The sequence below is a fragment of the Longimicrobiaceae bacterium genome (assembly GCA_036375715.1).
Lineage (GTDB): Bacteria > Gemmatimonadota > Gemmatimonadetes > Longimicrobiales > Longimicrobiaceae > DASVBS01.
The window spans coordinates 22,938-43,656 of record DASVBS010000076.1; the positions used below are offsets into that span (position 1 = coordinate 22,938).

Consider the following 20,719-nt stretch of genomic DNA (forward strand, 5'->3'; position numbering starts at 1 on the left):
ACTCCGACAGCTACGACGACACCGGGGCACACTGCCGCGCCCGCTCGAGCAGCAGCTCCCTTTCCCGCTCGTTGCTGGTGAGCTCGGCCGCCCGCTCGAACTCCGCGCGCGCCTCGTCGGTCCGGCCCAGACGGACGAGCAGGTCGCCCCGAACACTGGGCAGCAGGTGGTAATTGCGAAGGGACTTTTCAGCGGTTAGCCGGTCGACGAGCTGCAGACCCACCTCCGGACCGAAAGCCATAGACAGGGCCACGGCACGGTTCAGCTCGACTACAGGAGAGGGGGAGACGCGAGCGAGCGCCTCGTACAGAGCGGAGATCCGCACCCAATCCGTCTCTTCCGGGGTGCGGGCGCGCGCATGACAGGCCGCGATCGCGGCCTGCAGCGTGTAGGGTCCGGGTCGGCCGCCCAGGCGCTCCGCCCGCTCGAGAGCTGCGAGGCCGCGTCGGATCAACAGCTGGTCCCAACGGGTGCGGTCCTGGTCGAGTAGCAGGACCGGCTCGCCGTTCGCGCCCACGCGAGCACGCAGCCGTGATGCCTGGATCTCCATCAGCGCAACGAGGCCGTGCACCTCCGGCTCCTCCGGCATCAGCTCGGCCAGCACCCGGCCCAGCCGCAGGGCGTCCTCGCAGAGCTCAGGGCGAATCCACCTCTCCCCCGCGGTGGCCGAATACCCCTCGTTGAAGATCAGGTAGATGACGCCCAGCACCCCATCGAGGCGGCTCTTGAGCTCCTTACCACGCGGCACCTCGAAGGGCACCTTCTTCTCCGCCAGCGTCCGCTTCGCGCGGACGATCCGCTGGGCGACGGTCGGAACGGGGACGAGGAACGCGCGAGCGATCTCCTCGGTCGTGAGACCTCCCAGCATGCGCAGCGTCAGAGCTACCTGCGCCTCCACCGTGAGCACCGGATGGCAGCAGGTGAACACCAGCCGGAGCAGGTCGTCGCGGATGGGATCGTCGATCTGGGCGTCGAGATCCGGTTGCGCCGCCTCACGCTGCGCCTGGATCTCGAAGCCCACCAGCTCCTCCTTTCGCTCGCGCATGCTGTAATGCCGGATCTGGTCAACGGCGCGTCGTTTCGCGGTCGCCATCAACCACGCCCCGGGATTGTCCGGCACTCCCGCTTCCGGCCAGCGCTCGAGCGCCGCGAGCAGGGCGTCCTGCGCCAGGTCCTCGGCGAGACCAACATCGTGCACAAGGCGAGCGAGCCGCGCGATGATGCGCGCAGACTCCATGCGCCAGACGGCTTCGACCGTACGGTGAATTGCGGATGCCTCCATGGCATCCAATTGGGATCGCAACCGGTGCGGAGCGCAAGGGCCGCGACGACGGGCGAGCCGCGACGACCATCTCAGGACCTGGCGGCGGCGTCACCGCTCACCGGGCCCTCGGCTAGCTCCTTCAGGTTAGCCAGACCCCTGTCGAAGTCACCGCCGACCAGCCGATCCATGTTGATCACCGCCTGCATCACCTTCGAGCCCAGGTTGTTGCGTCCTTGCATCCCCCAGACGATCCGCGTCCGATCACCCTCCGGGGTGAGAGTGAAGTCGATCCGATTCCGGGCGGGGAACGGCCGGATGAACTCGAGCTGGATCTCGAGGCTGCGGGGCGGCTCGGCAGCCGTGATCTCCATCCGCCCTTCTCCCGCCTTCTTGTTCCCCGACCAGGCGTAAACGGCACCCGGACCCTCGTTCGCACCCGAAAAGTTCCGTTGCATGGCGGGATCGAGCTTCTCCCACGGGGACCAGCGGGGCCACTGGTGGAAATCGGCGAGCAGTGGGTAGATCCGATCCGCGGGGGCGCTGATTACGGCCGACCGCTCCACCCGAAAGGAGTCGGGGCGGGTGAGGACGCGAGCGACGAAGCCGATCACCAGAAGCGCCACGGCCGCGGACAGAATGGTGAGCATGAACACCTCCGGTGTGGGGGGTTGGTTTGCGTAACCGCGACCGCTCGCGCTCCTCGGAACGAACGCGGCGCAGCGGGCGCCGCCGTAATCGTGAATGATTCATTTGCGACCCTGATCGACCAGGCGTCGAACAAGCGTTTGAGGATTCGACATCGATTCCACAGCGGAATGAGCGCGGTGTGGCGGACGGATTCCCAGTTGCCGGGCATCCGCTGCCTCTCTGTCAGCCGCTCAGCGTGTCGACTGGCCGCACTACGGACGAGCTAGCCGAAGTCGAGCGATCCCGCCGGGGCCCGAGTAAGGGTTCCCCCCACCCTCCTGTGCCGCGATCCCTGACGCGAAAAACGTCAACCTCCCCGACAGCGAAAAATCTGCGGACTGGCGAGAATTGCGGCACGCCGGCCCCCGGCCACGCTCCGGGTGCGGCGCCTGATCTCACGCCAGCGTCAAGGAAGCGGATGAACGTGAACGAGAAGACCTCGGCACCTGAAAAGATTCCTGAACTGAGAGCGTCGCGGCGCGACTTCCTGCGGGCCTCCGCCCTCGGCCTCGCGGTCCCCGTCGCCGGCGGGGTGCTCGCGGCCTGCTCGACCGGAGAAGCCGGAACGGGGGCGGAGACGGCGTCGGCAGTCAGCGGAGCGCATACCGGCGCAGCGCATGCCGCGGCTCCGGCGGCCCCGGCCAAGACGCCCGAATCGATTCGTGCGCGCGCCGACGAGATGGACGCCATGCACGAGAAGGGGATCAAGTCGTTCCCGGCGCCCACCGAGGGCAAGGGAAACCAGATCCTGGAGCCCCGCCTCGAGAACGGCGTGAAGGTGTTCGACCTGGAGACCTCGATCGTGCAGTGGGAGGTGGAGCCGGGGCGTCGCGTGGAAGCGTGGGCGTACAATGGCCAGGTCCCCGGCCCGCAGATCCGCGTCCGTGAGGGGGACCGGGTGCGCATCAACCTGAAGAACGGCCTCGAGGAGTCCACGGCGATTCATTTCCACGGCCTGGAGATCCCCAATGACCAGGACGGCGTGCCGTTCATCACCCAGCCGCCGGTGAAGCCAGGTGAGTCGTACACCTACGAGTTCGTGGTGCCCAATGCAGGCTCACACATGTACCACTCGCACCACAACTCGGCGAAGCAGGTGGGAATGGGGCTGCTCGGTGCGTTTGTCGTGGAGCCGAAGAACCCGCGGCCGATCGAGAGGGCCGACGTCGACTACGTCATGATCCTCAACGACGGCTTCCACGGCTACACCCTGAACGGAAAGGGCTTCCCGGCCACCGAGCCCATCAAGGCGAAGCTGGGTCAGCGGGTCCGGCTGCGCTTCATGAACGAGGGGATGATGGTGCACCCGATGCACCTGCACGGCAAACACATGACCGTCATCGACCGGGACGGCTGGCCGCTGCCGCAGCCGTGGAAGTGCGATACCCTCAACATCGCGCCTGGCGAGCGCTGGGACGCGATCGTGGAGGCGACCAACCCGGGCACCTGGGCCTTCCACTGCCACATCCTCTCCCACGCCGAGAGCGAGCACGGCATGTTCGGGATGGTGACTGTTTTGATTGTGGAGTGAACGGCGGGAGGGCTGAATTACGAATTGCGAATTACGAATTGCGGATTACGGATTACGCCGGCGCGCGATTCCAGCCCGCAATTCGTAATTCGTAATTCGCAATTCTTGCTAAGGAAATTCAAAGCCAACCACCCTGACGTCGAGACGGTGCTCGGCTGGGTCGCGTCGGAATTGCAGCGCTCCGCGCCGCGTGGCGGCTTCGGGGACGTAGTCGAGGGTGGCGTGGCTTTCCTCGACCGGCTTGCCCTCGCTCAGCAGTTCTCCCTGGACCTGTACTGCGGCGGCGGTCTCGGTGCCTTCGTTGCGCACGGTGAACATGAGCAGGTGCCCGGTGGGGGTCGGCACGACCGAGTCGGCGTGCACGGAGAGGATCGGGGCGCCCGGCTCTTCGCTCAGTCCCTCGCGCAGGGTGTAGCCGATGATGGCGGCGACCAGGAGTGCGCTCAACGCGGCCACCACCCGCTCGGCGGGGGCCGCGCCGCTTCCATGTGCCTCTTGCCGCTGCCCAGCGTCGCGCTTCGACGATTTCCGGGTGGAACGCCCCGTCGCGCCACCGATTGGGTGCTCGCTCATCAGATGATCAGCCGCGCCGCAGCCGCGCCCAGGGCCGCCGGAAAGCCCAACACCATCGTCTGCATCACGAAGCTGGCATACGCCCCGGGGTCATAGCGTCCAAACGTCCACAGCACGTATGCGCTCACCAGCAGCGCAATGGCGTAGCCCGCGACGGTGAAGCGAAAGAAGATCCCGGCGATGGTCGAGCCCTCCGGGTGTGCGTGCGCGCCGCGGAACTCGACCGCGTATACGACGGCGTGCATGATCGCAAGAGAGACGATCGCCAGCAGAACCGCGTGCCAGGCAGTCATGCGGACCGCGATGAGCACCATTTCCTCCGTGGGAGCCACGTTGAAGGCGAAGAAGATCGCCCCGGCGAGCATCAGGAAGAGCTCGCCCGCGTAGCCAGCGTTCTCCTCTCGCTCTTCCTTTTCACGCTCCACCTCACCACCCAGCTGGCTCGATGCGAGCACTGCCCCGAAGCTGGCGGGGATGGCCTGGAGTGCGACCTTCCCTACCCACTCCCGCAAGGGCATATCGGTGTTGAGGACGTTGAAGAGAACCAGCACGAAAACGGAGGATACGATCCCCACGCCGTAAGCGACGAAGGCGTCAACGACGTCGTCGAGCCAGGTCGAAGCTTCGGTGAAACCCGAGAAACGATCCAATCCGACGAGCACGGGGATGATGACGACCATGAAGAGGGCCAGGCGGGCTCTGTCCATGTAGAAGCCCAGCCACCACATCTCCATCGTCATCAGCAGGGGGAGTGAGAAGAAGATCGCGCCGCCGAAGGCGCGCGCGACGCCCCTCCAGAACTTGCGGTGCCTCTTCCGTCGCTCCGCGTCGCTCTCCCCTTCTCTGCCCCACCCTCGATTGTCGACCATCGGTCGCCGTCTATCTGGAGCTCGCGAGCATGCACCCTGGAAGCCCCCGCAAAAGGCCCTATGCGCCGTCCTCGTCGGGTGGGATATCTCCGCGCGGAAACTGTCCTGCATACCGCTCGATCCACTCCGCAGCCGCCTCCTGCGCGCTGAGCACCCGCCCCTCCTTCTCGCGCACCTCCCTGCGGTAGTTCTCTATGGCACAGACCTGCTCCACCATGCGCGAGCGGAACGCGGCGGCCTGGTCCATGAACTGGACGCCCACGAGGTACCGACCTTCCTCCGGCCGGCACCAGGCCACGCGGGCCGCCGCCTCGAAGACGGGGCGGACCGTGGGGATGCGCAGACGCAAGAGATCACCGACTTGCGGGCAGGTCGTGGAGACGAAAGCGAGACCGCCGCGGCTCACATTGAGGCTCTGCTCACGGCGGGCTTCAGACGCGGAGACGGTCTCGACCTCCAGCGGCACGTTGACCGTGTGCCGGATGAACTCACGGCGTCCATCCGGACGTTCGTGGTCGCGAATGTCCTCTGGTGCCATCTCCCGGGATCGGTGTGGTCCATTCTGGTCCGAACGGCGCAGGCGCGCCCACGGGGGCGGGCGCGCCGCGAGTCACAGCACCGTTCGGGCCAGAATGCGGGACGAGGGTCCTCGGCTCGTCGCCCGGCTTCAGCCTGGCCGCCGGAGCGCGAGCGGTGCGCCCCAGCCGACCCTGTTATCCTGAGCGGAGCGAAGGATCGCGAGCAGGCACCGTCGCGGCATGCGATCCTTCGCCCCGCCCGTGCGGGGCGTATCCATCCTTCGGCTTCATGCTGGGGGCACGTTCTGGTTCCGTCGGAAGAGGTTGGTCGGGTCGAACCGCGCCTTGATCGCGCGTAGCCGCTCCCAGGTGCCATCCGGATAGGCATCGCGCACCCGCGCCTCTCCCTCGGATCCCATGAAACCGATGTAGGCACCGCGCTCCCCCTTCCGGAGGTGATCGGCGAGCTCCTTCGTCCACTGTTGGTGCTCCCCCTCCTCTGCCGGATCACCATACATGGCGCCGGTGAGCACCATGATCGCCCGGTTACGGTGAGCGAACGCGGTCGCGTCCGCGGGCACGCGGGCGACGGCTCCCCCCATGACCCGGAAATGCGCCACCCGCATGGGGGCACGCGAGCGCGGCAGCGCCTCGAGAATCGCCTCTGCCGCTGCTAGATCGACTTCGTCGGTGAAGAAGCAGGTGGAGGCGACGCGTGCCGCCGGGCTTGGCGGCTCCGGCCCGCCCTCGTACACCTGGGAGTAGGGGATCGAGCGGAACTGATCGAGGACTGGCGTAGCAATCGCCCGCAACGGCGCCAGCGCGCGTGCCCCGGCATCCGCGTCGCCCACATTCACGAGGAGGGCGGAAATGATCGGCTTCCCGTGCACCTCCGCGGGTAGGAAGGGCATGGGCGGCGCCAGCATGACGTTGAGGAAGCCTGAGAGGTCCTCCGAAGCTGCTTGCAGCGCCTCGAGGGCGTCAACGATGGCACGGGGGTTGGCGGGGAGCGCGATCATCCCCGCCACGGCCTCGCCAACTTCGTGCAGGCGGTAGTGAATTCGGGTGACCACACCGAAATTCCCTCCACCCCCGCGAATCGCCCAGAAGAGATCCGGCTCGGATTCGGCATCGATCCGTCTCACCTTACCGTCGGCGGTCACGATCTCCGCCCCCAGCACGCTATCGATGGTGAGCCCCAGCTTGCGATGGAGGAACCCGATGCCGCCGCCCAGGGTGATGCCGCCGATTCCCACCGAGGCCGTGTCACCAAAACCGACGACGAGGCCATGCGCGCCGGTGGCCCGGGTGAGCGCGCCGGCGGTCATCCCGGCGTCCGCCCAGGCGGTGCGGTCCTTCACGCTCACCTCGATCGAGTTCAGCGACGAGAGGTCGAGCACGATGCCGTCGTCCACGCCGCTGTGACCCGCCGGGCTATGCCCCCCACTCCGTACGGCGAGCGGCGCGCCGCTCTCGCGAGCGTAGGATACGACCCGGGAGACATCGCGCGCGTCCCGCGGACGCACGATCGCGGCCGGCTGCGTCACCAATCCGCTGTAGTAGACGGAGCGCGCCTCGTCATAGCCAGGGTCTCCAGAGACGATCACCTCGCCGCTCACGAGGCCGCGAAGATGCCGGATCTGAGCTGGAGGAGTCTGTATGGATGACTGCACAGGACACTCCTTGAGGAGGTGGAGAAAACAGGCTGAGAACGATCGAGCCCTGCTCAGCCTGACACAAGGTCCAGGATCCGGAGGATGCGATTCAGCTTGTAACGGTGGTCTCGCGCTGTTGGCGCCATCGCCCGACGGCGCCGATCCGCAGTATGTTCAAGTCGTTACGAGAGCCGTCACAATGAACCTCTCGGGCTGGTGGAGGTATTGACGTACAGCGACCGCCCGCTGTGACACCTGGCGGGTGGGAGGTGAACGAGGTTCTGGGATCGAAATTGATGATTGGAGCGGAAGCGGTTCTCACGCGCGCGTCGTACACGGATCTTCACAATCACGTGGTGCCGGGGGTGGACGATGGATCGCGCTCGGTCGAAGAGTCCCTGGAGTCACTGCGCTCGTTCCGTCAGGCGGGAGTGGACCGGATCGTGGCGACGCCGCACCTCTATGTGCAGCACCTCGACGGTGCGCGGGAGCTTACCCGCACCCTGCAATTCCTCCGTCGCGAATTCGACTTCCTGGCTGCTACCGCGGCTGGCGTGGACGGCGCCGTCCCGGAGATGCGGTTCGGTCAGGAGATCTGCGCACCGAACGCCTGGGACATCCGGCGGGTGGTTGACGAAGCCGAGCTGGGGCTGGGATCGTCGGCCTTTCTGCTGGTCGAGTTCGGCTTCGAGCTGAGGGGTGACCCCGAAGCGGTGATCGAGGCCGTGCACGAGGCGGGGCGGGAGATCGTGATTGCGCACCCGGAGCGCTATCGTTACCCCGACGGGCCGGACCCCGTGGAGCGGATGCGCCGATGGGTCGAGGCCGGCGCCTACCTGCAGGTGAACCTGGGAAGCCTGCGCGCCGGAGAGGGGGCGTACGGCGCCGCAGTGGCTCGTCTGGGCTGGCGCCTGATCGACGAGGGTCTAGCGCACCTGCTGGCCTCCGATCACCACTGCCGGGCGCGGCCGCAGATCGTCCACCGGGAGATTCACGAGGCGCTGCTGGCGCGCGGCGGAGTGGAGCAGGCGAAACTCCTGTTGGAGGAGAACCCACGGCGGATCTTCGCGGGGGAGGCGCCGCTGCCGGTGGAGGCGCTCTGTAGCGGGGTATAGATCGAGGGAGTTTACAGAAGACCGCAGGGGTCGCGGAGGACGCCGGGGAGGGCGCAGAGGGGGTCGGCCGATTACGAATTGCGAATTTTGAATTAAGTCATCCCTACTCCGCGCCCTCCGTGCCGTCCTCTGCGACCTCCGCGGTTTCTGTTTGTTCCGAACGTCTTTCGAAGCCTCCTCCTGCCAGGTTTCACAAACCGAGCTCGGGTGCAACCTCCCGCATCGCCTCGATCACGAACTGGACGTGGTCCTTCAGCTCCACGCCAAACTCCCGCGCCGCCTCGCTCACCTCCTCGCGATCCACCCCGGCCGCAAACGCGCGATCCTTGAATTTCTTCATGACTGACTTCGCCTCGAGATCGTGCAGCGCCCGCGAAGGGCGAACCAGGGCGGTGGCGCTGATCAGCCCCGTGATCTCGTCGCAGGCGCGGAGCGCCCGATCGAGCAGCGTCTGCGGGGGCACGTCCGTCCGCGCCGGGTAGCCGTGCGCGAGCACCGCGTGCACGAGCTCGTCCGGATAGCCCGCCTGCCGCAGCACCTCCGCCCCCGGTCGCGGATGCTCGTCCGGGTGCCTCTCGTAATCGAAGTCGTGGATCAGCCCCGTCGCCCCCCACAGCTCCTCGTCCTCCCCATACTTCCGCGCATACGCGCGCATCGCCGCCTCCACGGCGTACATGTGACGGCGGAGAGACTCGCTCTCGACCCACGATTGCATCAGGGCAAGGACCTCGGCGCGCGACGGATTCTGGCTCATGGGCGGCGGGAAATTACGAATTACGAATTACGAATTACGACTGGGGTTTAGGTCTGTGTGCTCGGCGCATCCATTCTGCGGAAGCCCGGCCGTCGATACCGTCAGGCGCTGGAGTCGCGTCCGTCCGAATCGAAGACGTTGGCTTCCGTCGAAAGAATGATGGCGGTCAGCATCCGGATCAACTCATCTGCCTCGGTGAGCAATGGCCCGGTTTCCTCGCGTGACGCGATGTCCGCATCGTACATCAGTCTCAGCCAGTAGCGGCTCTCGCGAGCCTCCTTGCGGGCGATCGACATCTTCGAGACGAAGTCCCGCCGGCTCTGAGCGGCGATCGCTTCTTCGACATTCGCCCCTACACTCGTTGCTGAGCGTGCTAGCTGTCGAGACAACACAAACTCTTTCCTCGCCTGGACGCGCCGATACAGACGCACCGCCGCCAGCGCATAGGCGTAGCTCTTCTCCAGCACAGCATTGTGCCTCATCGCTTGGCGGCTGAGCCGTTACACCTCTCCGACCCCTATTCGGCCTACAATCCAAGTAATTCGTAATTCGTAATTCGTAATTCCGGTTCAGCCTAGCACCCGGGTCCGGGGCGCTAAAACTGCGCGTTTCCCGGCGTCCTCGGAAATGGTATCACATCCCGAATATTCGCCATGCCGGTGGCGTACTGGATGGCGCGCTCGAGGCCGAGGCCGAAGCCGGCGTGGGGGACGGTGCCGTAGCGGCGCAGGTCGAGGTACCAGTCGTAGGCGGCGGGGTCGAGTCCCATCTCCTCCATCCGCCCTTGCAGAACATCGAGGCGCTCCTCGCGCTGCGAGCCGCCGATGATCTCGCCGATGCCGGGGGCCAGCACGTCCATGGCGGCGACGGTGCGGCCGTCGTCGTTCAGGCGCATGTAGAAGGCTTTGATCTCCTTTGGATAGTTGGTTACCACCACGGGACGGCCGACGAGCTTCTCGGTCAAGTAGCGCTCGTGCTCGCTCTGCAGGTCCATCCCCCACTCGATGGGGAATTCGAAGCGAACGTTCGCCTCCTGGAGATGCCGCACTGCGTCGCTGTAATCCATCCGCTCGAAGCTCTGGCGGACGAAGTCCTCCAGGCGCTGCACCACCCCCTTCTGGATGCGCTGGTCGAAGAAGGCCATGTCCTCAGCCCGCTCTTCCAGTAGCGCCCGGAAGATGTAGCGCAGGAAATCCTCGGCGAGCTGCGCGTCGTCGCTAAGGTCGGCGAAGGCGATCTCCGGCTCCACCATCCAGAACTCGGCGAGGTGCCGGCTGGTGTTGGAGTTCTCGGCCCGGAACGTCGGCCCGAAGGTGTAGACGCGGCTCATCGAGAGGCAGTACGCCTCCACATTGAGCTGGCCCGAAACGGTCAGGCTGGTTCGCTGGCCGAAGAAGTCCTCGCTGTAATCCACACTCCCATCCTCGCGGCGCGGCAGGTTCTCGAGGTCCAGGGTGGAGACACGGAACATCTCCCCCGCCCCCTCGGCGTCGTTGGTGGTGATGATGGGGGTGTGGATCCAGAAGAAGCCCCGCTCGTGGAAAAAGCGGTGGATCGCCATCGACAGGGTGTGACGCACCCGTGTGACCGCCGAGATCGTGTTCGTGCGCGGGCGCAGGTGCGCCACCTCGCGCAGGTACTCGAAGGAGTGCGCCTTGGGCTGGATGGGATACCGCTCCGGATCGTCCACCCACCCCACGACCTCGATCGACTCCGCCTGCACCTCCACCGCCTGCCCCTTCCCCAGCGACTCGGCGAGCTGCCCCCCCACGACGATCGCGCAACCCGTGGTCAGCCGAGCAATCTCCTCTGCGTAGTTGGGAAGCGATGCGCTCGCGACCACCTGCAGCGGCGGCAGGCTGGTCCCGTCATATACGTGGATGAACGAGAGATCGCCCCGCGCCTCCCGGCGCGTGCGCACCCATCCCTCCACCGTCACCCGCGTCCCCACCGGCACTCGCCCGGAGAGGATGTCCGCTATGCTTGTCTGCGTCATTCTGGATATCTGATGTAATGCTGGGGCGTCGCTACTGGTTATCCGTTATCCGTTATCCGTTGACCAGGTCTCCAGTACAACCGAAGTGACCGAAGACAAGACGACCCGTCAGGGCCGAAGGCAACGGACATGGCATCGCCGCGGTGACACTGGAAGCCGCCATTCCCGACGGATAGCGGATAACGGATAACGAATAAGGGAATAACCCCAGGCTGCCCAATCACCCCACTTTCCTCTTCTTGCGCACCGCACCACCCCCGGCCCGCTCCCCCGCCGTAAACGCCGACGGACACAGATCCGTGAGCACACACTCCTCGCACTTCGGGCGGCGGGCGACGCACACGGCGCGACCATGGTCGATGAAGCGGTGAGTGAAGACCACCCGCTCCTCCTCGGGGACCAGTGGCAGCAGGTCCTGCTCGATCTGCAGAGGGTCGTCGGAGGTGGTGAGGCCCAGGCGATTGGCGACGCGCTTCACGTGGGTGTCGACGACGATGCCGTCGGCGATGCCGAAGCCGACCCCCAGCACGACGTTGGCGGTCTTGCGGCCGACGCCCGGGAGCTGCACCAGCTCGTCCAGCGAGGGAGGCACCTCGCCTCCATGGCGCTCGACCAACGCCGTCGACATTCCCTTCAGCGCGCGCGCTTTGCTGCGGTAGTAGTTGAGCTTTCCGATCGCGCGTTCGAGGTCCTCCAGGGGGGCCTCCGCCATCGTTTCGGCGGTAGGGTAGAGCGCGAACAGCCCCGGCGTCACCCGGTTGACGAGCGCGTCGGTGCACTGCGCCGACAGGATCGTCGCGACGAGGAGCTGAAACGGTCCTTCGTGATCGAGGGAGCAGCGACTGTCGGGGTACGCCTGCGCCAGGCGATACAGGATCTCAGCGGTTCGCTCGCGCCGAGCCCGCTTGCTTTCTCTGGGCAAAGTAGGATTCCACTTCCGATCGGGGCCAACAATTGAGCACCTGGCGCGGCTCCAGCCCTGCCTTGCGCGCCATGTTCACACCGTACCGCACATGGGCCAATGCGTCCACCGAGTGCGCATCCGGATCGATAGCGATCGGGAGCCCGCGAGCCGCCGCCCTGCGCAACTCCCGCCACCCCAGGTCCAGGCGATTGGGATGTCCATTGGTCTCGATGATCACCCCCGCCTCCGCCGCGGCGTCCAGGACGGCGTCGAGATCGAACGAGTACCCTTCACGCCGCAGCAGCAACCGCCCGGTGGGGTGGCCGAGGATGGTCAGTCGCGGATGTCGAACCGCCCGGACCAACCTTTCCGTCATCGCCTCCGGTGTCATCCGCTGGCCGGAATGAACCGACCCCACCACATAGTCGAGCCGCGCCAGTACGTCGTCCGGGTAGTCGAGGGAGCCGTCGGGGAGGATGTCCGACTCCGTGCCCGCAAACAGGTGCACCCCCTTCCCGTCCCTCGCGGCGTTCAACTCGTGGATGGCATCGCGCTGCGCCAGCAGCGTCTCGGGCGAGAGACCTCGCGCGTACGCCGCCGTGCGCGAATGATCGGCGATGCCCAGATACTCCCATCCCAAGGACGCGGCACCCTGGGCCATCTGCTCGAGAGTCGATTTGCCGTCGGAGGCGGTCGTGTGGCAGTGGAAGGTACCGCGGAGATCCTGGAATTCCACCAGCCGTGGCACCCGACCCGACGCAGCGAGCTCGACCTCTCCCAGGCCCTCGCGCAACTCGGGCGGAAGGTACTGCAAGCCGAGGGCGCTGTACAGCGCGGCCTCGCCGGCGGTGCGACGTCGCCGTCCATCCCGCATGAGGCCGTCGCGGTCCAGGGCAAATCCGAGCGACGCCCCCCGCTCCTGCAGCGCCGCCAGATGGGCCTCGCTCCCCGTCTCCCACAACAGCGCGGCCGCGTAGCGCGCGGCCGGGACGCAGCGCAGACGAACCGGAAGACCGTCGCTCAGCCGCGCTTCGAGCGTGTCTCCCTCGGATCCCCTGCGGACACCGGAGAAACCCGCCAGCTCCCCAAACGCACCGAGCGTCTCAGCCGGGTCGGACGAGGCAGCCACCAGGTCGATCCGCTCGATCACCTCCAGACAGCGACGAACCGAACCGGCGATCGCGGCGCTGCTTACCTCGGGTCTGCCACGAAGCCAGTCCTCCAGGCGCTTCGCCACCTCGAGCGCCCACGCGTACAGGCGGCGTCCGAGCACCGAGCGCGCGAACGCGATCCCCTCGAGCACCTTCTCCTGCATCTTCACGCCGAAGCCCGGAAGAGTTGAGAGACGGCCCGCGCGCGCAGCGGCCTCCAGCGCGTCCAGCGAATCGATGCCGAGCTCCTCGTAGAGGGTACGGATACGCTTCAAGCCCAGTCCGGGGAGCCGCAGCAGATCGAAGAGACCGACCGGCGTTTTGGCGACCAGCTCCTCGTGCATCCGCGACCGCCCGGTGAGCAGCAGCTCCTCGAGCACGGAGGCGATCCCCGGGCCGATACCTGGTAGCGAGGTCAGCTCGCCCGCCCGGGCGAGTGCGACCAGATCGCGATCGGTTCCCTCCAGCGCCCGAGCAGCGGCGGCGAAGGCCCGGGCCCGGAATGGATCGGCAGAGTGGAGCTCCAGAAGGGTGGCGATCTCGGCGAGGACGCGTGCCGCCTCCGGAGGGGAGGGCGCCCCGGAAGGCGCGTCGCTCACGGCACGTTCGGGCCGGAGTCGCGGCCCAGGGTGATCAGGCGGTAGGGAAGGCGTGACACGGGAACGAAACGCGGCTCCTCGCCTGCTTCCGCCTGCGCGGAGGTGATCTTCTCGGACACGTCGCCGGGGAAGGTGTCGATGTACCAGAGGATCCGACCGAGCAGCTTGAGCACTTCGCCCACCGTGACGAGCGAATACAGCCCGGACATGGCTCCGCCCGGCAGGACGCTCTCGAACTCCGTTCCGGAATCGCGCGTCCCCGCGTCCGCCCAGAGGCTGGCGATGCCCGGTCCGGCCTCGGTATCGAAGGGGATGACGCTGAATCCCGCGCGGTCGCGTCGGAGTCCGAGCACCATCAGCACCTCCAGGCGCTGGAAGAGATCACCCGAGCGTCCAGTCACGGGATAGCCGGTGACGAACATCCCATCCACCTGCTCGGGAGTCGCGTCCGGGGCGATACTCCCCCAGAAGAGATTCTGCGGCAGCTGGATGTAGAACGAGGGACGCGGCAGCACCAGCTCCCAGCCCTCCATGCTCGGTTGCGCTTCGACGAGGAAGCGCGCGGCCGCCGGGTGTAGGAGATAGGTCGTATGCCCGAGGCTCCAGTAGTTGTAACCGTGGTAGAGGAGTGTCCGGTACTGCTCCACGGCCTCCGCCGGTGCCTCTGGTGGCACGAACGAGCGCACCGCCTCGCTCGTGGCCGGAAGCATCGAGAACGGCTCCAGCCGCAGCGGATCCGATCCGTGAAACTGCGCATCCGCCGCAATCGCCGGGAAGACTTCCGACTCGTACGCTGTGTCGGCGAACGCCACCTCGTAGGGTGTGATGCGCAGTAGGTTGCCGGTGGCCTCTAGCAAGGATGCTCCCTTCGTTGGTGACAAGGTGACAAGGTGACTGGATTAACAAGCGGGCTGGGGTTCCGCCCATTCTAGGGGCCAACTAGTCACCTTGTCACCCAATCACCCAGTCACCTTGTCAGCTTGTCACCCACACGCCCCCTCGCTCCCCTCCCTCACCTCCACCGGCCGCCGCCGCAGCCACCCCCAGAGCCACTCCCACCAGCGGCGGCGGGGCAGCAGCACGGCCACTACCTCGTGGCGGTCGTCGCTCCATTCCTCGATGGTCAGGAAGTGGACTTCGCCCAGCGGCTCGGGACGCTCGAGAAGGACCCGCCGGCCTTCGTGGGTCAGCTCCACCGGCCAACCGCGCTCCCGCTCGACGTGGACCTCGAGAAAGAGGTCTCCATCGACCTCCCACGCAGCGGCGCCGCGACGCGCTCCCGAACGGTAGAAGAACGGATCGAAACGCTCTCCCTCTCTGCGACGAAAGTTCTGGTCCTCGGCGTAGTCGATCTCCTCCAGCTCATCCTCGGTCGCCAGCGACTCGAGGTGGTGCCGCACCTCGTGGGTGATCGTCTCGTACAGCTCCGCCTCCCAATCGAAATCCTCGTCGATCCGGGAGAGCTCCAGGAAGGACCCGTAGTAGAGAACCACCACCGACCTCACCTCGCCCGCTCCGCCGAACTCGCTCGGGTACTGCTCGGTCAGGCACTCCCCGAGCGTATAGACCTCCGGCAGGCTCGGATGAGGCACGGCCCGCCGGGAGACTTCCAGACCATCGATCCCCTCGAGGAAGCGCTCGGGGACGCTCTCGAAGATCTCCCGAGCTCGCGCCTCGAAGGTCTGGAAGTCCATCGCACTCAACCCGCCCGGGCCAGCCTGCGATTGATCACTATGAAGATCCCGAGGGCCAGCGCCCACTGGAAGACCAGCGTGCCCACGTTGAACGGAGAGATCGGCGTCAGGCTCGCGGCCAGGTCGGAGAAGTCGGTGGCCTGATACAGCCACCACCCCATCAGGACAATTGCCTGGACCAGGACCAGGTAGATCACCCCGTCCCACCAGCGACCGATTCTCAGATCCGACGTCTCCGCGTTGATCAGCTCGGTGCGGAAGCGCGTCACGCCATAGCGCACCACCGCCAGCGCGAAGAAGAAGCCGGAGAGCATCAACCCCACGCCCCAGACGAAGTCCTGGTTCTCGAAGAAGCCCATGGATAGCGCAGAAGGCACCCCCATCAGAAAGCCGAGGATCCCGGTCAGGATCATCGCGCGCCGGCGAGTGAAGCCGGCGTCGATCAGCACGCGTGCGGCCAGCTCGATCATCGCGATCAGCGAGGTCAGCGCGGCAAAGGCGAGCGCCAGGAAAAAGATCGAGGTGAGCACCCGCCCGAGCGGAAGCGTGTCGAAGATCTGCGGAATCCAGATGAAGGTGAGGCCGTTCTGCCCGCTTCCCAGCACCGCCTCGGAGAACAGGGTCCCGTTCAACACTCCCGCCTCGCGGGCGACTTCGAGGCGCGCCTCCACCGGCACATCCTCGTTCGTGAAGAAACCCTCGATCCCGCCATCCCCGACATCGATGCCGTAGCGCGGCGCCACCGAGGCCAGCACGCTCGCGGGCACCGCCGCTTCGAGCTCGTCGGCGAGGGCGGGGTAGGTCTCGATCGCCTGCTCGAAGCCGGCGGGCGTCTTCGCCACCTCCTCAGCCAGCCGCGGACCCACGGAGAATACGGTGCAGATGACGGTGATACCGGCCAGCAGGCTCACCGAGTTGTTGCCGAAGCCGAGGAGAAAGGAGTTGAGCGAAGTGTCCTCGCGCTGTCGCATGTAGACGGCGTAGGTCAGCGCGAGACCCCAGCCCGCCCCGGTATCCCACGCGTTCTGCGTCAGCGCCTCCAGCCAGACGCGCGCATTGGCCAGGTCGGACCACTCCGGGGTGAAGAGAAAAGCGAGACCGTCGGAGGACCCCGGGAGGGTGACGGCGCGGATGGCGAGCAGCAGGACGAGGAAAAAGAGGGAGGGGATCATGATGCGGGCCGCCGCTTCGATCCCCCTCACCCCACGCGCGACGATCCACAGACCGATGGCCATGGCGATCGCGTGGGTGAGAACCGCCCATCCCGAGCCCGCATAGGCGCTCCAGAGAGCGCCCGGAGCCTCACCCTCCAGCTCACCGGTGAGCCCCGCCCAGAAGTAGCGTATCGTCCACCCCGCCACCACCGAATAGTAGAACATGATGGCGATCGAGGTGAAGGCGACCCACGCCCCCATCCAGGCGTAGCTCTTCCCCATGATCCGGCTGAAGGTGCCGATCGGCCCGGTGCGCGTAGCCTTCCCCATGGTGAACTCCACCATGAGCAGGGGAACCGACCAGATGACGAGGAAGATCACCCAGGCGACGAGGAACGATCCGCCGCCGTTCGCCGCCGCGATCCGTGGGAATCGCCAGATGTTCCCGGTGCCCACCGCCATGCCGAGCATGGCGAGCAACATCCCCCAGCGCGAGGTGAAGGTCTGCTGGCGCTCGCTCACCTGTCTCTCCCGAGTCGATGTCGAACCGCGTGGGGCGCGAAGTCGCAGGCAGCTACGGAAAGACGCGAAGAGTAGATCGTTGGCAACAGCCAGCAAGCTCTTCGCGTCTCCCCGGTCCGGTGCTTCCTGCGCCTTTCGCGGTGAACTCGTCCCCGTCTAGCTGATGCGCTCCCTCAGGTACTCCTCGATGTGTGATTCGTCGACCCGCACCTGCTCCATCGAGTCGCGGTCGCGGATCGTCACCGTGCCGTTCTCCAGCGTCTCGCCGTCCACGGTGATGCAGAAGGGGGTGCCGGCCTCGTCCTGGCGACGGTAGCGGCGGCCGATGGCGCCCGCTTCGTCATAGAACGACGGGATCCCCTGCTGTCGCAGCGCCTCGTGGATCTTCAGGGCGCGCTCCGGCATCCCGTCCTTCTTCACCAGGGGAAATACGCCCGCCTTCATGGGCGCGAGCGACGGCTTGATGCCCAGCACCACGCGCGTCTCGCCCTCGACCTCCTCCTCCCGGTAGCCGTTCGCCAGCACCGCGAGAGTGACCCGGTCCGCCCCCGCGGAGGTCTCGATGATGTAGGGCAGATAGCGCTTCTGGGTTGCGGGATCGATGTACTCCAGCCGCTTGCCCGAATACTCCTGGTGACGGCGAAGATCGAAGTCGGTCCGGTTGTGGACCCCCTCGATCTCCCCCCAACCGTCGTCGCCGATCGTCCCACCGAAGAAGAACTCGATATCGAACGCGGCCTTCGCGTAGTGCGCGAGCTTGTCCGGCGGATGCTGGTAGAAGCGGAGGCGCTTCGGGTCGAGGCCGACCTTCTCCGTCATCCACGTCATCCGGTCTTCCTTCCAGCGCTCGAACCACTCCTCGTCGGTCCCCGGCTCGACGAAGAACTGCATCTCCATCTGCTCGAACTCGCGCGTCCGGAAGGTGAAGTTCCCGGGGGTGATCTCGTTGCGGAAGGCCTTACCCACCTGCGCAATGCCGAAGGGCACGCGCTGCCGGGCCGTCTGCTGGACATTGAGGAAGTTCACATAGATGCCCTGCGCCGTCTCGGGGCGCAGGTACACCGTGGCGGACTCGTCCTCCACCGGCCCCATGAAGGTCTTGAACATCAGGTTGAACTGCCGGGGCTCGGTCCAGTCGCCGGTCTTTCCGCAGGAAGGACACTGGGCCTCGGGAAGCTCCCTGGCGCCGCTCTCCGCGAGAAGGATGTCGACCCGGTAGCGGCGGTGGCAGTTGCGACACTCGACCAGCGGATCGGTGAACTCCGCCACGTGCCCCGATGCCTCCCACACGCGCGGGTGCATGAGGATGGCCGCGTCCAGCCCCTCGATGTCGTCGCGCTGGTGAACCATGGTGGTCCACCAGGCCTCCTTCACGTTGCGCTTCAGCTCCACCCCGAGCGGACCGTAGTCCCACACTGACCCCGTACCGCCGTAGATCTCGGAGGATTGGAAGACATACCCCCGCCGCTTCGCGAGGGAGACGAGTTTATCCATCAGGTCGAGGTCAGCCATGCCCGGAATTCCAGCGTTACTCGTAGCCGATCGTTGTAGAAAATGAGAGGTGGGATGATAGCGTGCGCGGGCGCGAGCGGCAAACTGGCTCAGGAGCGTCTTGCGGCGAGCAAGCGTGAGCTCGACGGATCCGAAGCGGTTGCCCGGATTGCGCTGGAAAATTACGAATTACGAATTACGAATTATGAGGTCCAAACTGGATTCTGAATTTCGAATTATGACCGGCGGGGCTTCCTCTGCGTCCTATGCGACAACCTCGGCGCCCTCTGCGACGTTTTACCTCATCAAGCGTGCAGCCGCGACACGGTCCCCACATTCCCCAATTCGCAATTCGCAATTCATAATTCATAATTCATAATTCATAATTCATAATTCATAATTCGTAATTCGTAATTAGTAATTCGCAATTGTCCGCTCGCCGATCTAGCCCGCCCGCCACCCCACCTCTCGCACCGCCCGCGGATGCACGCCCAGGCGCGCGGCCCAGCGTCGGAAATCGGCGCCGTGGCCCGGTCGCAGGCCCTGCATGTGCTGCCAGAGGTGGATCATCTCGTGGCGGAGAGTGGCGGCGGCTTCGCCCTCATCGGCCTGCTCACACAACCGGCGGGAGATGACGATCTCCAGGGGATCGAGGCAGAAGTGGCCGTTGCGACGACGCATTCGGCCGCTCAGGAAGATCGGAACGCGCGGGAGCGCCCCACCGAAGTGCTCGTGGTTTACCCGGTCGAACTCTTGCTGGAGGCGCAGCAGGTGGGGCTGATCGGTCGAGCGCACGCGGCGAGCTCGTCGGCCGGCAGGCGCCGAGACCACGCTCGCGATAAATTCTTTGATGACCCGGCGCGCGACCGCGCGCCGTCTACTTCCGATGGGCGACAGCAGCCCCCCCACCGCCCGTAGCACCTCCGGCGGCGCCTCGACAAAGGCCTCGTGCAGCCGCAGAACCCGTCCTCCGCTCCCCACCGAGACCATCACGCGGCGATTGCGGGTCATAACCACCGCCTCGAACCGCGCCCCTCCCCGGGCGACCTCGTCGAGCAGTCGTTCTATGGTCCCCGCAGTGTTCCCTCCGGCCGTCCCGCCGATCACGCGCTCGGCACCCCCACCTCGAGCATGGGCCGCTCGGGCCGGCGATAACTGACGGTATAGCCCATCCGACGGGGAATCTCGAGCAGCCCTTCCAGATCGAGGTTGATGGTCGCGCCCGCCTTCTGCGTCACCTCGTCCTCTATGGGCAGGTCGAAGTCGTCGGCGCCGAAGTCCAGGGCGCGGAACGCATCCTCGTTCAGGGTGAGCACCGAAGTGCGCACGTGGCGGATGTTGTCCAGGAAGATTCGTGAGAGGGCAATGTGCCGGAGATACTCGCGCGGGGAGATCTCCCGGCCGCCGAAGGCGGTGCCGTAGGGCTTGTAGGTCCAGCAGAGGAAGGAGAAGAGCCCGCCGGTCTCGTCCTGGAAGTCGCGGGTGCGCTGCAGGTGCTCGAGCCGCTCGTCGAGCGTCTCGTCGAAGCCGATCACCATGGTGGCGGTCGTCCGCAGCCCCGCCTCGATCACGGCTCGCTGGGCCTCGAAGTACTCCTTCACGGTGTACTTGAACTTCGCGTGGCGCTTACGGAAGCCCTCGGTCAGGATCTCGGATCCACCCCCGGTGATCCAGTATACTCCCGCCTCCCGAAGCTGGTCCGCGGCCTGGCGGAAGGATAGCTTCGCCCGGTCGGCGAGGTACATGAACTCCGCGATGGTCAGGGCGTAGAACTCGACCCGGTCGCCGTAGCGGTCACGCACAGCGCGGAAGAGATCGCAATAGTAGTGCAGCGGCAGCTTCGGATTGAAGCCCCCGTTGAAGCCGACGAGGTCACCGCCGAACTCGATCAGCTCGTCGATCTTCGCAAAGACCTCTTCACGAGTAAGGACGTATCCGCCATCCTGGTTGGGCAGGACGTAGAAGGCACAGTAGTCGCACTGGGCAACGCAGACATTCGTATAGTTGATGATCCGCATCACCAGATACGTCGCGTGGCCGGGCGTGTGATAGCGCGCACGCACCGCCGCGGCCATCCGCTTCAACTCGTCGTCGCTGGCGTGCTCCCAGAGCAATGCCGCGTCGGCGACGTCGATGCGGCCGCCGGCCAGCACGTTCGCGGTGATCTCTTCGATTCGGCCTTCCACGCCCATCTGCAACTCCTGTCGCGGGTTCGATGCCGCTAAAGCTCGTCGCTCTCATT

19 protein-coding genes are annotated in these 20,719 nt (G+C 66.0%); 2 read left to right on the forward strand and 17 right to left on the reverse strand.

Annotated elements, in window-relative coordinates; genetic code table 11:
* Positions 1–10: 10 nt before the first annotated feature.
* Both VF167_16025 and VF167_16030 read right to left on the reverse strand, forming a co-directional pair.
* The gene (locus VF167_16025; protein HEX6926932.1) at positions 11–1,282 is read right to left on the reverse strand and encodes an RNA polymerase sigma factor; all 1,272 of its coding nucleotides are present in this window, start codon (positions 1,280–1,282) and stop codon (positions 11–13) included.
* A gap of 71 nt (positions 1,283–1,353) precedes the next feature.
* A complete protein-coding gene (locus tag VF167_16030; protein ID HEX6926933.1) occupies positions 1,354–1,911 on the reverse strand; it encodes an SRPBCC family protein in 558 nt (185 codons plus the stop codon).
* Between the two features lie 458 nt (positions 1,912–2,369).
* Here VF167_16030 and VF167_16035 point away from each other — a divergent pair, with 458 nt between their 5' ends.
* A complete protein-coding gene (locus VF167_16035; GenBank protein HEX6926934.1) occupies positions 2,370–3,482 on the forward strand; it encodes a multicopper oxidase domain-containing protein in 1,113 nt (370 codons plus the stop codon).
* A 108-nt stretch (positions 3,483–3,590) separates the two neighbouring features.
* On the opposite strand, the gene VF167_16040 is transcribed toward VF167_16035, so the two are convergent.
* From VF167_16040 to VF167_16055, 4 genes are all read right to left on the reverse strand, one after another.
* Entirely contained in the window at positions 3,591–4,055 is a 465-nt protein-coding gene (locus VF167_16040) for a TIGR02588 family protein (protein HEX6926935.1), read from the reverse strand.
* Complete coding sequence (locus tag VF167_16045; GenBank protein HEX6926936.1) at positions 4,055–4,924, reverse strand: TIGR02587 family membrane protein; 870 nt, start codon at positions 4,922–4,924, stop codon at positions 4,055–4,057. Before VF167_16045 ends, VF167_16040 begins: the two co-directional genes overlap by 1 nt.
* Positions 4,925–4,982: 58 nt before the next feature.
* Positions 4,983–5,462: a PilZ domain-containing protein gene (locus tag VF167_16050; GenBank protein ID HEX6926937.1), complete on the reverse strand. Its 480-nt coding sequence runs from the start codon at positions 5,460–5,462 to the stop codon at positions 4,983–4,985.
* Between the two features lie 267 nt (positions 5,463–5,729).
* Positions 5,730–7,115: an FAD-binding oxidoreductase gene (locus VF167_16055; protein ID HEX6926938.1), complete on the reverse strand. Its 1,386-nt coding sequence runs from the start codon at positions 7,113–7,115 to the stop codon at positions 5,730–5,732.
* Positions 7,116–7,393: 278 nt separating this feature from the next.
* Here VF167_16055 and VF167_16060 point away from each other — a divergent pair, with 278 nt between their 5' ends.
* Positions 7,394–8,212: a CpsB/CapC family capsule biosynthesis tyrosine phosphatase gene (locus VF167_16060; GenBank protein ID HEX6926939.1), complete on the forward strand. Its 819-nt coding sequence runs from the start codon at positions 7,394–7,396 to the stop codon at positions 8,210–8,212.
* 190 nt (positions 8,213–8,402) lie between these two features.
* Here the strand turns inward: VF167_16060 and VF167_16065 are convergent, their stop codons facing one another.
* From VF167_16065 to VF167_16115, 11 genes are all read right to left on the reverse strand, one after another.
* Complete coding sequence (locus tag VF167_16065) at positions 8,403–8,966, reverse strand: HD domain-containing protein (protein ID HEX6926940.1); 564 nt, start codon at positions 8,964–8,966, stop codon at positions 8,403–8,405.
* A 101-nt stretch (positions 8,967–9,067) separates the two neighbouring features.
* Positions 9,068–9,448 (reverse strand): four helix bundle protein, encoded by a 381-nt coding sequence (locus tag VF167_16070; protein ID HEX6926941.1) that lies wholly within the window; start codon positions 9,446–9,448, stop codon positions 9,068–9,070.
* 113 nt (positions 9,449–9,561) lie between these two features.
* The gene (gene asnS / locus VF167_16075) at positions 9,562–10,962 is read right to left on the reverse strand and encodes an asparagine--tRNA ligase (GenBank protein HEX6926942.1); all 1,401 of its coding nucleotides are present in this window, start codon (positions 10,960–10,962) and stop codon (positions 9,562–9,564) included.
* A 220-nt stretch (positions 10,963–11,182) separates the two neighbouring features.
* Entirely contained in the window at positions 11,183–11,884 is a 702-nt protein-coding gene (gene nth / locus VF167_16080; protein HEX6926943.1) for an endonuclease III, read from the reverse strand.
* Positions 11,841–13,616: a helix-hairpin-helix domain-containing protein gene (locus VF167_16085; protein ID HEX6926944.1), complete on the reverse strand. Its 1,776-nt coding sequence runs from the start codon at positions 13,614–13,616 to the stop codon at positions 11,841–11,843. The genes nth and VF167_16085 overlap by 44 nt, the downstream gene beginning before the upstream one ends.
* Positions 13,613–14,473: a hypothetical protein gene (locus tag VF167_16090; GenBank protein ID HEX6926945.1), complete on the reverse strand. Its 861-nt coding sequence runs from the start codon at positions 14,471–14,473 to the stop codon at positions 13,613–13,615. The genes VF167_16085 and VF167_16090 overlap by 4 nt, the downstream gene beginning before the upstream one ends.
* Positions 14,474–14,599: 126 nt before the next feature.
* The gene (locus VF167_16095) at positions 14,600–15,310 is read right to left on the reverse strand and encodes a metallopeptidase family protein (protein HEX6926946.1); all 711 of its coding nucleotides are present in this window, start codon (positions 15,308–15,310) and stop codon (positions 14,600–14,602) included.
* A gap of 5 nt (positions 15,311–15,315) precedes the next feature.
* Positions 15,316–16,986 (reverse strand): sodium-dependent transporter, encoded by a 1,671-nt coding sequence (locus VF167_16100; protein HEX6926947.1) that lies wholly within the window; start codon positions 16,984–16,986, stop codon positions 15,316–15,318.
* A 156-nt stretch (positions 16,987–17,142) separates the two neighbouring features.
* Positions 17,143–18,498 carry a glycine--tRNA ligase gene (locus VF167_16105; protein ID HEX6926948.1) on the reverse strand — a complete coding sequence of 452 codons (1,356 nt, stop codon included), beginning with the start codon at positions 18,496–18,498 and terminating at the stop codon, positions 17,143–17,145.
* Between the two features lie 423 nt (positions 18,499–18,921).
* Positions 18,922–19,584 carry a SprT-like domain-containing protein gene (locus VF167_16110; protein ID HEX6926949.1) on the reverse strand — a complete coding sequence of 221 codons (663 nt, stop codon included), beginning with the start codon at positions 19,582–19,584 and terminating at the stop codon, positions 18,922–18,924.
* The gene (locus VF167_16115; GenBank protein ID HEX6926950.1) at positions 19,581–20,669 is read right to left on the reverse strand and encodes a radical SAM protein; all 1,089 of its coding nucleotides are present in this window, start codon (positions 20,667–20,669) and stop codon (positions 19,581–19,583) included. The genes VF167_16110 and VF167_16115 overlap by 4 nt, the downstream gene beginning before the upstream one ends.
* Between the last annotated feature and the right edge of the window lie 50 nt (positions 20,670–20,719).

Bases quoted from the DNA above. Each gene is read 5' to 3' on its own strand.
- VF167_16115 (HEX6926950.1), bottom strand. From the start codon at position 20,669: ATGGGCGTGGAAGGCCGAATCGAAGAGATCACCGCGAACGTGCTGGCC.
- VF167_16035 (HEX6926934.1), top strand. From the start codon at position 2,370: ATGAACGTGAACGAGAAGACCTCGGCACCTGAAAAGATTCCTGAACTG.
- VF167_16030 (HEX6926933.1), bottom strand. From the start codon at position 1,911: ATGCTCACCATTCTGTCCGCGGCCGTGGCGCTTCTGGTGATCGGCTTC.
- VF167_16105 (HEX6926948.1), bottom strand. From the start codon at position 18,498: ATGGCTGACCTCGACCTGATGGATAAACTCGTCTCCCTCGCGAAGCGG.
- VF167_16050 (HEX6926937.1), bottom strand. From the start codon at position 5,462: ATGGCACCAGAGGACATTCGCGACCACGAACGTCCGGATGGACGCCGT.
- VF167_16040 (HEX6926935.1), bottom strand. From the start codon at position 4,055: ATGAGCGAGCACCCAATCGGTGGCGCGACGGGGCGTTCCACCCGGAAA.
- VF167_16045 (HEX6926936.1), bottom strand. From the start codon at position 4,924: ATGGTCGACAATCGAGGGTGGGGCAGAGAAGGGGAGAGCGACGCGGAG.
- VF167_16060 (HEX6926939.1), top strand. From the start codon at position 7,394: ATGATTGGAGCGGAAGCGGTTCTCACGCGCGCGTCGTACACGGATCTT.
- VF167_16025 (HEX6926932.1), bottom strand. From the start codon at position 1,282: ATGGAGGCATCCGCAATTCACCGTACGGTCGAAGCCGTCTGGCGCATG.
- VF167_16095 (HEX6926946.1), bottom strand. From the start codon at position 15,310: ATGGACTTCCAGACCTTCGAGGCGCGAGCTCGGGAGATCTTCGAGAGC.
- VF167_16070 (HEX6926941.1), bottom strand. From the start codon at position 9,448: ATGAGGCACAATGCTGTGCTGGAGAAGAGCTACGCCTATGCGCTGGCG.
- asnS (HEX6926942.1), bottom strand. From the start codon at position 10,962: ATGACGCAGACAAGCATAGCGGACATCCTCTCCGGGCGAGTGCCGGTG.
- VF167_16065 (HEX6926940.1), bottom strand. From the start codon at position 8,966: ATGAGCCAGAATCCGTCGCGCGCCGAGGTCCTTGCCCTGATGCAATCG.